The sequence below is a fragment of the Microcoleus sp. PH2017_05_CCC_O_A genome, from assembly GCF_020738785.1.
Taxonomy (GTDB): domain Bacteria; phylum Cyanobacteriota; class Cyanobacteriia; order Cyanobacteriales; family Microcoleaceae; genus Microcoleus.
Map to the genome: position 1 here is coordinate 1 of NZ_JAEQCB010000101.1, position 13,440 is coordinate 13,440.

At 45.6% G+C, this 13,440-nt stretch carries 14 protein-coding genes; 9 read left to right on the forward strand and 5 right to left on the reverse strand.

All coding sequences use genetic code 11. The features are described 5' to 3' along the window. A partial coding sequence (locus tag JGK20_RS22250; protein WP_293232210.1) for an NfeD family protein occupies positions 1-178 on the forward strand: 178 nt, incomplete at its 5' end. A gap of 175 nt (positions 179-353) precedes the next feature. On the opposite strand, the gene JGK20_RS22255 is transcribed toward JGK20_RS22250, so the two are convergent. Further along, positions 354-1,496: an Rpn family recombination-promoting nuclease/putative transposase gene (locus JGK20_RS22255; protein WP_293212441.1), complete on the reverse strand. Its 1,143-nt coding sequence runs from the start codon at positions 1,494-1,496 to the stop codon at positions 354-356. Positions 1,497-1,649: 153 nt separating this feature from the next. Here JGK20_RS22255 and JGK20_RS22260 point away from each other — a divergent pair, with 153 nt between their 5' ends. The 7 genes from JGK20_RS22260 to JGK20_RS22290 all read left to right on the forward strand — a co-directional run bounded on the left by JGK20_RS22260 (position 1,650) and on the right by JGK20_RS22290 (position 7,915). Further along, positions 1,650-2,024, forward strand: a complete 375-nt coding sequence (locus JGK20_RS22260) for a type II toxin-antitoxin system RelE/ParE family toxin (RefSeq protein ID WP_293178124.1) — start codon at positions 1,650-1,652, stop codon at positions 2,022-2,024. After that, positions 2,021-2,347, forward strand: coding sequence for an XRE family transcriptional regulator (locus JGK20_RS22265; protein WP_293178127.1), 327 nt, complete (start codon positions 2,021-2,023; stop codon positions 2,345-2,347). The genes JGK20_RS22260 and JGK20_RS22265 overlap by 4 nt, the downstream gene beginning before the upstream one ends. 378 nt (positions 2,348-2,725) lie before the next feature. Further along, entirely contained in the window at positions 2,726-5,062 is a 2,337-nt protein-coding gene (locus JGK20_RS22270; protein WP_293232178.1) for an NACHT domain-containing protein, read from the forward strand. 77 nt (positions 5,063-5,139) lie between these two features. Further along, entirely contained in the window at positions 5,140-5,496 is a 357-nt protein-coding gene (locus tag JGK20_RS22275) for a hypothetical protein (protein ID WP_293232180.1), read from the forward strand. Next, on the forward strand, positions 5,493-5,921 hold the full coding sequence (locus JGK20_RS22280) for an HNH endonuclease signature motif containing protein (RefSeq protein ID WP_293232182.1): 429 nt from the start codon (positions 5,493-5,495) through the stop codon (positions 5,919-5,921). Before JGK20_RS22275 ends, JGK20_RS22280 begins: the two co-directional genes overlap by 4 nt. Before the next feature lie 190 nt (positions 5,922-6,111). After that, on the forward strand, positions 6,112-6,990 hold the full coding sequence (gene glyQ / locus JGK20_RS22285) for a glycine--tRNA ligase subunit alpha (RefSeq protein WP_293232184.1): 879 nt from the start codon (positions 6,112-6,114) through the stop codon (positions 6,988-6,990). A 157-nt stretch (positions 6,991-7,147) separates the two neighbouring features. After that, complete coding sequence (locus JGK20_RS22290; protein ID WP_293232186.1) at positions 7,148-7,915, forward strand: ATP-binding cassette domain-containing protein; 768 nt, start codon at positions 7,148-7,150, stop codon at positions 7,913-7,915. A 41-nt stretch (positions 7,916-7,956) separates the two neighbouring features. Here the strand turns inward: JGK20_RS22290 and JGK20_RS22295 are convergent, their stop codons facing one another. The 4 genes from JGK20_RS22295 to JGK20_RS22310 all read right to left on the reverse strand — a co-directional run bounded on the left by JGK20_RS22295 (position 7,957) and on the right by JGK20_RS22310 (position 11,847). Further along, the gene (locus JGK20_RS22295) at positions 7,957-9,537 is read right to left on the reverse strand and encodes an MDR family MFS transporter (RefSeq protein WP_293232188.1); all 1,581 of its coding nucleotides are present in this window, start codon (positions 9,535-9,537) and stop codon (positions 7,957-7,959) included. Positions 9,538-9,642: 105 nt separating this feature from the next. Continuing rightward, the gene (locus JGK20_RS22300) at positions 9,643-10,803 is read right to left on the reverse strand and encodes an MFS transporter (RefSeq protein ID WP_293232190.1); all 1,161 of its coding nucleotides are present in this window, start codon (positions 10,801-10,803) and stop codon (positions 9,643-9,645) included. A 373-nt stretch (positions 10,804-11,176) separates the two neighbouring features. Then, positions 11,177-11,689, reverse strand: a complete 513-nt coding sequence (locus tag JGK20_RS22305) for a DUF2808 domain-containing protein (RefSeq protein WP_293178156.1) — start codon at positions 11,687-11,689, stop codon at positions 11,177-11,179. Positions 11,690-11,721: 32 nt separating this feature from the next. After that, positions 11,722-11,847, reverse strand: coding sequence for a hypothetical protein (locus JGK20_RS22310; protein WP_293178159.1), 126 nt, complete (start codon positions 11,845-11,847; stop codon positions 11,722-11,724). 326 nt (positions 11,848-12,173) lie between these two features. Here JGK20_RS22310 and JGK20_RS22315 point away from each other — a divergent pair, with 326 nt between their 5' ends. Beyond that, complete coding sequence (locus JGK20_RS22315) at positions 12,174-13,322, forward strand: Re/Si-specific NAD(P)(+) transhydrogenase subunit alpha (protein ID WP_293178162.1); 1,149 nt, start codon at positions 12,174-12,176, stop codon at positions 13,320-13,322. The last annotated feature ends 118 nt before the right edge of the window (positions 13,323-13,440 follow it).

Genomic DNA, 13,440 nt, shown 5'->3' on the forward strand with positions numbered 1-13,440 from the left:
CGAAGAAGCAGTCGTCGATGAATCGATTTACCCGAATCAAACAGGTCGCGTCCGCTTCCAAGGTAGCTGGTGGCCCGCACGGTGCGATCGCCAAATCACCCTCACACCCGGAGATACTGTTTATGTCATCGGCGTTGACAAAATCACTCTTTTAGTTTCCCTCACTCCCGCCGACTAAAAGAGAAAGTAATCTAAACCTTTTCACGGTAAGAGCCCCGAATTCTTCAAGAAGTCGGGGCTCTTACTGTTCTGTTGTTGAGCGGCAATTAGGCTTAAGTACCCCCTTTATTTCTTAGCCCGCGCACCATCCGGGCTTTGTTTGTGTAGTAGCGGTTTCAACCGCCGGATTATAGCTACAATAAAATGGCATTTTTGAGAGCTTGTTTGTTGGGGCGATCGCCCATTTGAGATTCGCTACTTTCTGGACTGACTGCTGTTGTTTCTGATGCTTTAGCTGGCGGTAGTGGTTCGAGCAGTTTGGATTGAGCTTCCTGAATTGAAGGGTAATTTTCAGCCCAGGATGAAATCACTTCTGAAAGAACATCGCTTTTATCGGATAAGGGTTCAATTAGCTGCGCTAGTTCAGTTAATTGTGTGGCCGAAAAGAGCGATCGCTGGTGAGTTAATAGTTCGATCAACGAGTCAATCTTTTGTTCGGGGACTGACATGGATTCCCGTTGGATTTTGTGAATTGTTTGCCGCACAAATTCTACAGACAAATCTAATAATTGTGCGATCGTCTCTAAATTCATTCCAAACGCGATCATCCGACGAATGGCTTCTAACTTCGCCTGCTGCTCACCTTGTTCGAGTCCTTGTTCGAGTCCTTCTTCTAAACCTTCTTGCTTGACTTCCTGATAAAATCGAGTTTGTCTGAGTTCGCTTAAATTCAACATGGTGGCAATTTCCTCGCGGCTTTTCTGGGGGAGTTTGTAGACGATAATTGTTTCGATGAGGTTGATTAAATCGCGCAAAACGGTGGGATCGGACAACTGCTGTCGGGCCATTGCGATCGATTGGCGTGCTTGTTCTGCGGCTGTCTCTGCTGGCTCGATTACCAGTTTAACAATTTTGACTCCCAGCGAGCGATCGGCGGCTTCTGGCAATTCATCGAGGTAAATCCGTTGGACGCGCTGACTGGTTAAGAGTTCCTGAAATTGCAGCATCTGTTCGTGTTCGATGCGGCGGCTGGGATAGATGACAACGACGCGCCAAGGATTGACGGGTTTGTATTGTCGCAGATAGAGAAAGAGTTCGCCAAAGATGCGGTAGTACAAGTCGGGATCGGGTTGAAACTGAACTTCCGCCAAGTAAAATGGTTTTTCCGGTGCTTCGGTTGTGGGCAGAAATAAGCCATCGATGCGGAATGCGAGTTGTTTGATTTCGCGGGAGGTGAATTCATAGGCGGTGGCTTCGTCTGGAGGGCGATCGATCAGTTCAAAGAAGAAGCTGGGAAATTCCTGAAACAGGCTGTAGAAAATGGTGTCTGTTTTCATGAGTTGTCGATGGGAATCGAAGATGGGTACTATACCATGCCAAGAGAGGAACAAACATAACGCAAGAACCCACAATCGGGGAAATTGATTTTTAGGCTTGGCAACATTTTATGCTATTGTCTAACTTTGTTTTTACAGGAAATTTCGGATAAAATGGTCGATAACAAAGATACTACAGAAGTGCCTTTACGACCTCTTGTTTGGATGGGAGACTCTCGCAAAAATATCCGCGAGTTTCCTGAAGAGGTACAAAAAGCCGTAGGTTATTCCCTACAACTGGTGCAAGCTGGGGAAACACCTTTGTCAGCCAAGCCCTTTAAAGGGGTGGAAAGCGGTGTGTATGAAATCGTCAAACGTTACGATACCGATACTTACAGGGCAGTTTATGCTGTAAAGATTGGTGAAAAAATCTATGTATTGCACGCTTTTCAGAAGAAATCAAAGCAAGGGATTAAAACCCCACAGGCTGATGTTGACTTAATTAAAAAACGCTATCAAGACGCACTAGCTAGGGAGGAACAATTATGACAGAAGAAACTATTTTTGAAGAAAGCAGTGGTAATGTATTTGCTGACCTTGGATTGGCAGATGCTGATGAACTTTTTGCGCGAGGTAAAATCGGTATTCAGGTACTTCGCCTGTTAAAACAGCGCAACTTAGAACAGCGTGAAATGAGCGAATTACTTGGAATTCCACAGCCAGAAGTATCTCATTTAATGAACGGAGAGTTTCAACGGTTCAGCGAAGGAAAACTACTGATTTTCCTGAAGCGACTCGATACGGAAATCACCTTACATCTTCGCCCTCGTAATGGGGGAAATCAATCTGCTGAAACTGTGATATTGCTATAGGAATTGGGGAACCGATCGCCCTGTTGAATTTTTTCGCAAAGGCGATCGGGGCTTCTAGCTTTTATCTATTTGACTCGTCTCTCTCATCTTTCTGCAACTCTGTCAGGATTAGAAAGCACAGCTTGAGCACAAAGAGCAGAAGTCCTGCTTGGGGATTGAGGCAAGTGGCAACGCCTACCACCGCAAACTCGCTTACTTTGAGCAGTTTCTTTTTATTTGAAATCTTCATGTTGGTCATCTTTGTTGAAACTCTCAACAATCTGCCAAATGCAAGATAGGAGGCTCGTTTTAGATCCGATCGCCCACCGCTCAGGTTATGTACAAGTTTGTCCAAGTTACGATCGCGTCGCTATAATTGGAGAAACCTGAAACCACTACATGACGGAACCTAGCGGACGATCTCTCAGGCTATCGCCAACTCAACTCAAAAACGCGGACATTGCATTAGCAAAATTTGGTAGCAAATCCGATTTGGCTGCTCAATTACAAATGTCGCGTACCACCATCAACAAATTTTTCAAAGGTGAACCTGTTCAGCGCAAGCAGTTTCTTGGCATCTGCAAAAAGCTCAAACTGAAATGGGAACCCGACGATGAACAGGTTCAGGAGAAAGGTAAACCACCAAATTCGCTGTCAGATCCGACTCTGGAGAGCCTGAAAGATGATATTGATGCGTTAGTTCAGGAGGTACGATCGCGCCTCCATGATGACATCCAACGCTTGCACAGCACAATGCCACTTTGGGGGATCGATCGTTGTGTGCCTTTGGGTGACTTGTTTGTGGATGTCAATATTCTGGAGGAACTGAGTAGTAGTCGTAAATCGGAATACGATGATTTGTGCCAAGATTTCATGAACAATCCCAGCCATCGAGGTTTAGATCGCATTGGCTTGGGCAAGGAACAGAAACGAGTGCCGGGGTTAGAAGTGCTGGCGAAGAATACAAACCTAATGGTGGTGGGCAAACCGGGTTCGGGGAAAACCACCTATTTGCAACGAGTGGTGAGGGAGTGCAACGCAGGGAATTTACAGGCGCACCGGATTCCGGTTTTGATTAGGCTGCGAAATTTTGTCGAGGATGGGCGTGAGGTTGCCTATTCGCTAGAGCGTTATCTAAAGGAATGCTGGCGGTTATCGGATGCAGAAACTCAATTGATATTCGATCGAGGTCGATCGCTGGTGCTGCTGGATGGGTTGGATGAAGTGACGGGAGAAGATGGGAAGAACATCGCCAAAGAAATCAAGCGGTTTGCTCGTATTTATCCGCAGGTGCAGGTAATTGTAACTTGTCGGACTCAGAGTCAGGAATCGCGGTTTGAGAAGTTTGATTATGTGGAGGTAGCGGATTTTAATGAGTCGCAGGTGCGATCGTTTTCAGAACATTGGTTTAAGACGGTGATGGGGGATGAGTCAGGAGGATTGGCGAAAGCACGAGAGTTTTTAGAACAACTATTTTTAGAGGCAAATAAGCCGATTCGGGAGTTAACAATTACGCCGATTTTGCTGAGTTTGACCTGTGCCGTGTTTCACCAGACGGGGAAGTTTTACTCGAAGCGTTCCAAGCTTTATGAAGAAGGGTTGGAGTTGCTGCTAGAACAGTGGGACAAGTCGCGGGAGATCGATCGGGATGAAATTTATCGTGATTTGTCGCTAGAGCGGAAGCTGGAGTTATTGAGTTTTCTGGCAGTGAAGAAGTTTGAGCAAGAGCAATATGTGTTGTTTGAGCAGGCGGAAATAGAGGGTTATATTGCGGAGTTTTTGGGGATTGGGCAGCGGGATAGTCGGGTGGTATTGAGGGCAATGGAAGCGCAGCATGGGTTGTTGATTGAGCGAAGTCAGAAAGTTTGGTCATTTTCACACCTGACATTTCAAGAATATTTGATAACCCGTCAGTTTTTGGCGAAGTGTAACCCGTCATCAATAAATGATTCAATACTGAATGAATTGACAAGCCATGTGCAAGATAGGCACTGGAGGGAAGTATTTTTATTGGCTGTTGAAATGCTGCCGAAAGCAGATGTTTTGCTAACGGCGATGAAACAAAAAATTGACAATTTAGTTATCTCTGATATTAGGGTGCAAAAATTTCTCTCTCAATTACATCAATTAGCTCTCTGGATTGATGCTCCATACAAAGCTGCATCTGTCCGAGCTTTATGCTTTGATCTAGGTGTTGATTTTACTACCAATACTAAGGGTACGCTGAGTCGCATCTTCAAAATTACTCGAATTTTAGATTATGAATTGTATCGTACTATAGCTATTGAAAATGTTGTAGGAGGAGACTATCGATTTGCCCCTGTCGGCATTAAAGACATTTATTTCTGTATCGCACTTGATTTAATTAATTATTACTTTATACTTTTTGATTGGACTCCAGAATTAAAGCAGTATATGCAACTCATACAAGATGAGCATCCTGATGATAAGTCCCTTTATAGTGAAGCTTACTTTACTTGGTGGGTAGTCCGTAGTGGCAGCATATTACAGCAAGTAAGAGATTTTGCAAACCACAATCCCGATGCTTTTTTAAACTGGCGAGTTGTCAATGAAAAACAAGAATTATTAAAACAGTATTATGACGCCAACGAATTACTGTTAGATTGTCTTAACTGCACTTACAATGGTAGCCTAGAGGTGAGACAGGAAATAGAGGAAACATTATTGTTACCGATCGCCGAAATCGAAAAACGCAAACGTGAAAAAGCCGAGTAGGGCGATTCTACTCAAGATATGGATCGATCGCCCGTTTGTTACAATCACAGCAAGTCTCATCCTCACATCACCGAAGTATGCAAATTATATTAGAAGTCCCCGATCGCCTCGGCGAACAACTGCACGCATTGGGCGATCGCCTCCCAGAAGCCCTCGATCGCGCACTCCAGGAACTTACCTTCGCAGAAACCATCCCCTACCAAGACGATCGCCAAATCGTCGAACTGCTTGCGAGTCAACCCAGCCCAGAAGTCATCCTCGCCATCCGCCCCACGCCTGCATTACAAGCCCGAATGAGTGAATTGCTCGATCGCAATAAATCCAGCACTCTCTCGCGATCGGAAGAAGTCGAACTCGATCGATATTTGCTTTTAGAACATTGGGTGCGCTTAGCCAAAGCTCACGCCTACAAACGCTTACAGACAGCAGCATGAGTTATGTATCAGCCCGTCTCCGCCGGCTAGTGACTCAACGCGCTGGAGAGCAATGCGAGTATTGCCGATTTCCCCAAACGGGTGCACTTTTTGCCTTTGAAATGGAACACATTATTGCTGAAAAACATGATGGCATTACCGAATCTGAAAACCTAGCGTTATCGTGTCCTTGCTGCAACCGTTTCAAAGGAACTGACCTCGGTTCGATCGACCCTGAAACACAACAGCTAACTCCCTTTTTTAATCCCCGTCTTCAGAAATGGTCTGACCACTTTCGGCTAGATAGAGGAACCATTGTCCCACTGACTCCGCAAGGGCGCGTAACCGCTAAAATTCTACAATTTAACCTCCCAGAACGTATCCTCGAACGCGAGCAACTCATCACGAGCGGAGAATATCCACCACCCTATCCACAAACAACATGATGGCTCTTTTCCCTAGCAGTAGGGACTGTTCGATCTAGAAAACATTGCTATTATCGATCGCAATAACTCGATCGATACAATATACCTGAAAAAAGAACTTAAATATCCAGCGATACATGGTTTATTTCAATAAACCCTGCCTTGAGTATGCTTAAATAAGTTCAGACACTTACTAACCATATTTAAACCAGTGAACTTTCAATCAGTCATTGCCACCTTAAACAAATTCTGGAGCGATCGCGGATGCCTGATCGCCCAATCCTACGATACCGAAAAAGGGGCAGGTACCATGAATCCCCACACCTTTCTCAGAGCGATTGGGCCCGAACCTTGGTCAGTCGCCTACGTCGAACCCTGTCGCCGCCCCACTGACGGACGTTATGGCGAAAACCCCAATCGCTTTCAACATTACTATCAATATCAAGTCCTCATTAAACCATCTCCTCCTAATATCCAAGAAATCTATTTGGACTCACTCAGAGCATTAGGAATTAAACCCGAAGACCACGACATTCGCTTTGTAGAAGACAACTGGGAATCTCCAACTTTAGGCGCTTGGGGTGTCGGCTGGGAAGTCTGGCTCGATGGCATGGAAATCACTCAATTTACCTACTTTCAACAGTGCGGTGGCATTGATTGTCGCCCGGTATCGATTGAAATTACCTACGGACTTGAACGTCTGGCAATGTATCTGCAAGAAGTGGATGCGATGACCAAAATTCAGTGGAAAGATGGCATCACTTACGGCGACGTTCACCTGCAAGGGGAAATAGAACAGTGTACTTATAATTTTGAAGCTTCCAATCCTGAATTGCTGTTTACTTTGTTTGGATTGTACGAACAAGAAGCCGAACAATTGACCAAGAAAGGATTGGTTTTGCCGAGTCTTGATTATGTGCTAAAATGTTCGCATACTTTCAATTTACTCGATGCTAGAGGTGTGATTTCGGTGACGGAGAGAACTCGGTATATTACTAAGATTCGCAACTTGGCGCGGCGGGTGGCTCAGCTTTATTTGGAACAGCGGGAACAGTTGGGTTTTCCATTGAAAAAAGCTGTGAAGGTTTGAGAAGTAAGTAATGTGAAATTCGGGTGCATCTGGGTTTTGAAGAGGGCGAAGCATTACCGCATATAAGTTATTAGTTATAATCTTATGCTGATTGCGGTAATGCTTCGCCCCTACACACATATTTGCTTGCAGAAATATCATATTTTAAATTAATTTAATGCCTAATTATTCTGAAAATTATCCAGAAACTACTCCTCAATTGCGGGTTGATGGTGTAAGTTTTAAAACACCGATCGCCTCTAGCTACTTATTGGACAATATCTCGTTTCAGGTACAAAAGGGCGATCGCGTCGCAATTGTCGGCCCTTCGGGGGCAGGGAAAACCACGCTGTTGCGGTTGCTGAACCGACTCAGCAGCCCCACGACTGGCTCGATTTATCTGGAAAATACAGATTACCGGCAAATTGGGGCGATCGAACTTCGCAGACAAATCACCCTGGTGATGCAAGAATCGAAGCTGTTGGGAATGTCGGTGCGGGAAGCTTTGGCTTATCCTTTGAAGCTGCGGGGTGTGAATTCATCAGAAATAGGAGACAGAATTAGCGGGGTTATTCAACAACTTCATATCCCCGAAGAATGGCTAAATCGCACGGAATTGCAACTTTCCACAGGCCAAAAGCAATTGGTGGCGATCGCACGGGCGATCGTTCTCGAACCCAAAATATTGCTGTTAGACGAGCCCACGTCCGCCCTAGATGCTGGAAAAGCGGCTTACCTGGTGCAGGTATTGCAAGAGCTAAGTAACAGCCAAACTACTATTTTAATGGTAAATCACCAATTAGAATTAGCCCAGGAATTTGCGACTCGCGTTTTATATTTACAGCAAGGGAGACTCCTGGAAAACGCTATGTGCGATCGGATTAATTGGGAAGAAATGCGGCAAAATTTAATCCAAGCAGAAGCACAAGCAGAACAAGAATGGTGAATCTATTAACTGTCAACTGTCAACTGTCAACTGTCAACTGTTTAATGTGCTCCCCCAGCACCCGCGCCAGCTTTCACTTTTTTAAAGCCCAAAATCGCAATTCCACTTAATAACAAAGCAATGCCCACAAAGTAAAAACAATCATTAAAAGCCATCACATAAGCTTCGCGGCGCACAATACTATCAATTGCCTTAATTGCCTGATCTTTCGCCACGCTCAAATCAGCACCGCGACTTACAAAATACTGAGTCATTTGATTGATTCGTTCCTGCGTCGCTGGAGAGTACAAAGAAACAGATTCCCCCAATCGATTCGAGTGAAATTGCTCGCGTTGAGTAACCAAAGTTGCTAGGGCCGCAATTCCCACCGAACCACCCAGATTTCGCATCATATTAAATAAACCCGAAGCCGAACCAGCCTCGTGTTTCTCCATACCAGCGGTGGCGATCGTTGATAGTGGTATCATAATTAAAGGCTGCCCCAAAGCGCGCACTAATTGCGACCAACGCAACTGATCGATACCCGTTTCATGAGTCATACTAGCATTCATAAAACAACTGATCGCAAAACAACTCACACCGATCGCAATTAGCAACCGCATATCAATTCGCTGCATCAATTTCGGTACTAGCGGTACGATGAATAACTGCGGCACCCCAGCCCACATAATCACCTCGCCAATTTGCATGGCATTGTACTGCTGGATCTGACCTAAATACAGTGGTAAAATGAACACCGAACCGTACAATCCTACACCTAACGAAACATTGACAATAGTTGCTAAGCCGAAATTGCGGCGAGTTAGCAGTCGTAGATTAATAAACGGTTTTTTTCGAGTTAGTTCAATCCAGAAAAAAGCGCCGAGAAATATAGCAGAAACTATGCTTAAACGCACAATAAAATCAGAACTAAACCAGTCTTTCCGGCTGCCTTCTTCTAACACAACTTGCAGGGAACCCAAGCCGATCGCCATTGAGGCAATTCCCCACCAGTCGCCACCTTTGAGCAGTTCTAGCCGCAACGGTGCAGGGGCGACGGCATACCACACAGCAGCTAGCAGCATCAGCCCCGGCACCAAGTTTAAATAAAAGACATATTGCCAGCCGTAATTCTCCGTCAGCCAACCTCCCAATGTCGGGCCAATCGATGGTGCAAAAGTCGCTGTCAGTGCAAACATCGCCATGCCAATCGGCTGCTTTTTGGGCGGCAAATTGGTCAGCAAAAACGTAAAAGCCATCGGAATTAAAATTCCGCCACTCAATCCCTGCAAAGCCCTAAATACAATCATTGAAGTCAAATTCCACGCCCAAGCGCAGCACATGGAAAAGAAGACAAAGAAAGCGGCATTTACCAAGATGTAGCGGCGCACTGAGAACACCTGCGACAGCCAACCCGTAATCGGAATGACGACTATTTCTGCGACTAGATAGGCGGTGGAAATCCAAGAACCTTCTTCTAATGTTGCGCCTAAAGCTGCTTGAATATCTCGGAGAGAAGCGTTGGTGATTTGGATGTCCAAAACTGCCATGAATGCGCCGAGGATTGTTCCCATGACGCCGATCCAGGTTTTTAATGGTACGCGATCGCTCTGTTGTTGTAGAATTGCACTGGGGTTTGCCATTGGTTTTGCATCTTGTGTAATTAATTTGGATGTTTTAACCGCAGAGGGCGCAGAGGGCGCAGAGTAAGAGAGGGGAATCAAGAAGGAGAGAAGTTTACCAATTTTTTAGGAAATTAAACCCATTTTTTGATAAAGTGGTCTGACTAAGTTTTTTAAAGCTGGCAACTGTCTGGTAAAAATTATTGAACCTAAAATACAAATTATACCACCAAGTATGACTGTATTGGGAGAGCCGATATAATTTGCCATTCCACCTGCTACTAAATTACCAAACGGTGTCACTCCAAAAAATGCCATCGTGTAGATGCTCATTACTCTGCCACGTTTGTCGTCTTCTACTATTGTTTGCAAAAATGTGTTTCCTCCGGCAAATTGGATGATGAAACCAAATCCTACAAACAACATCATGATTAATGACAGCCACAAAATGCGGGACAAGCCAAAACCAATCAATCCAAATCCCATGATTGCTGGCGAAATTGCAATCAGTTTGCCGATGCCTACGATACTTTTTCGTCCGATTAAATAAATCGCGCCTGCAAATGCTCCGACTCCGGAAGCTGCCATCAAAAATCCGAGGGTTTGCGGGCCGCCGTTGAGAATTTTGGTGGCAAAAATTGGGACTAATACTGTGTGGGACATTCCGGCGAAGCTGACTAATGCTAATAGCAGTAAGATGGCTCGAATCGGGGGAAATCCGAAGGCGTAATCGAATCCTTCTTTTAATCTTTGTAAGGGTTTGGTATTGCTTGCTGCTATTTTACGGGGTTTGATCTTGAGTCGCGCTCCGTTGAACATGGAAGCGTTGAGGGCGATCGCATTTGCTAAGTCTTCTTTTTTTTCTACGAGCTCGGACACAAAAGCTTGCCGTGCGGGCGCGTCAAAGGCGTTGATTGCTCCTTGACAGAAACTCAGTATCAGGATTTGCCAAATGTTGATGACTCCTGTTAGCGCTAAAAATGCTAGGGCTAAGGATTGAACCATCGCTAAGATTTGAGTGGCAATTATCACTCGGTGCCGATTCGTGCGATCGATTAAAACTCCTGCAAAAGGCAGTAAAATTAATGTGGGGATTTGACTGGTAAATCCTACTACGCCGAGCATCCAAGGTGAATCGCTCAAGTTGTAGACAAGCCACACTGTAGCGACTTGCGTCATCCAACTGCCAATCAGCGAGATGCCTTGTCCTGCAAAAAATAGGCGGTAGTTTTGCGATCGCAGTGCTGGCGGAAGTTTGATTTTTTTGATTTTTGCTAGAAGATTCATGTATCAGTTTCGTCAATATTTTGTATGGTAGCGCCCCGGAGCATACGTCTAATTAGTTAGGGCAACCATCGGGGAATTACCATAGACTTATTTTACGAATCAAATACAATTGCGGTATGAGCCTCTGGTTCTATTTTAGGATTTCGGAAAATTAGGATTTGAGTATTCAGGGTTTATGCACTCCTTGCAAAGAAACCGGGTTTTTTGCGTATCTGCGGGCTGCAATCTAGTATTTTTGAGAAAAAACCCGGTTTCTGGCCATCGGTGCGATCGCGAATTATCTTGTTAATTTCTTCCCTACAGCAAAACGATCGCCACAGTTGAGTTTTTCTGTCGCGATCGCCTGTTTAGCTAAAATTTGCTTCCGGGAACCTCAATCAATGCTCAACAGCCAAGTCCCTAAATAACGCATCAATGGAACGTCCCCAGGAGTGCGAATGCGGACGTTGAAATGGTACATTCCGCCCGGACTTGGGTTTCTGACGTTGGAGAGGACAACTTCAACGTTGTTACCGGCAGGAATTGGCTCTGCGGGATAAATTTCTATGAATCGATTTTCTTTGTCCCAGATTACTTCTTGCAATGCTATTGTTTTGTCTTTGACGCGCACTTTAATGTCTTTTTGGTCGAATTCGCCTTTGTAATAGTCTGGATAAGTAATGTTGAGTTGGGCGATCGCCAAACTTACTTTTTTGGAAGGAATTCGCAGCCGGTATCTGTCGCCAACCATTCCGGCTTTGCCGTAATCCAAGCGATAGTTTAACTGGTTGGCGCGTTCTGGGCCGCCGAAAATCGTGAATCCGGGCATCGACTGGGCTAAACTGATGGCCGGTAAGCCTGTCAGCAAGCAACCTGTAACTGCTAGTGCTGAAAATAATCGTTTCATAATCACTCCTCTAATCAAACTGCTGGTGAAGCTTAAATATCGATCGCCCGAAATTTGCGATCGAGCCTACAATATACCGAATTTCTCAATAATTCTCTCAGCCGAAACGCCCGCGCTCGCTCAATTTTTTTTTGCGTAATAATACTGACAACAGACATTCAAACTACCGAATTAGGCAGCATTGTATCATATCACCCTGGGCTGCAAGGTTAACAGTTTAGTGAATTTGAATCTATAAGACAAGTTAAAGAAGCGAGTGTAATTTTGGGGATCGGCTTTAGTATCAACGTGAGAAGCCAGCGATTGAAGTCGCACGCCAAACAAACGAAGACAGCCAGCGATTGAAATCGCGCCTACACAAACGATGTCCGCCGGACGCCGACTGGGAAATTTGAATTTCAACCTGCTCCCGTCAGGTTTTGTCTGTGTAGACGCGGTTTCAACCGCCCTGTCTATGTCTGTGTCTAGAGTATAAGGAGAGTCCATGAAATTAGCGATCGCCAAAGAAGTCGAAGCAGAGGAACGCCGGGTAGCCTTAGTACCCGACGTTGTAGCCCGATTAGTCAAACAAGGCGTCGAAGTTTGGGTTGAGGCGGGTGCGGGTGCAAAATCCTTTTTCTCGGATCTTGCTTACGAAGAAGCCGGAGCTCGTGTTGTCGCCGATACCGCTACGCTGTGGGGCGAAGCCGATGTCGTCGTCAAAATCGGGGAGCTCAAAGAATCAGAAGTTCACCAACTTCGCGAAGGAGGAGTTTTCATCGGATTTTTGAATCCCTTGGGAAATCCGGCGTTAGTACAGCGGTTGGCCGATCGCAAAATAACTGCATTCAGCATGGAAATGATTCCGCGCACCAGCCGCGCCCAAAGCATGGATGCACTATCATCCCAGGCCAACGTCGCCGGCTACAAAGCCGTACTGATTGCAGCCTGTGCATTACCGAAATATTTCCCGATGTTGACAACAGCGGCGGGTACAATTCGCCCCGCGAAAATATTGGTGATGGGTGTGGGCGTTGCGGGCTTACAGGCGATCGCCACAGCACGTCGTTTGGGCGCAGTCGTCGAAGCATTTGACATCCGCCCGGAAACAAAAGAACAAGTGCAAAGTTTGGGCGCTAAATTTATTGATGTCGAACTCAAAGAAGAAACTGTAGCAGCAGGCGGCTATGCTAAAGAATTATCAGAAGCAGCTAAAGAACACACCCGCCAAGTGCTCACCCAGCACGTCGGCGCTTCTGATGCAGTAATTACAACCGCTCAAGTTCCTGGTAGAAAAGCCCCGATTTTAGTTACCAGAGAAATGGTTTCTCAAATGAAACCGGGAGCAATAATTGTTGACTTGGCAGCGGAACAAGGTGGGAATTGCGAGTGCACGGAAGCAGGCAAAGATGTTGAATGGAACGGAGTTAATGTCATCGGCCCGATTAATTTACCGTCGTCGATGCCAGTACACGCTAGTGAAACTTACTCGAAGAATGTCTCGGCTTTGCTTCAGTTGATGCTGAAAGATAAGGAACTGATTTTGAATTTTGAAGATGATATCATCGCTGGTTCCTGTGTGGCTCGTGATGGCGAAATTAGCAACCAGCGGGTGCGGGATGCTTTGGCCGCTCAGGCTTCAGTCGTTAGTTAGATGATTTTTTGGAAGAATACCCGGCGATTGAAATCGCGGCTACACAAACAATGTCCGCCTCCGCGGACTAATGAAGCCCCGGCGATTGAAATCGCGGCTACACAAACAATGTCCGCCT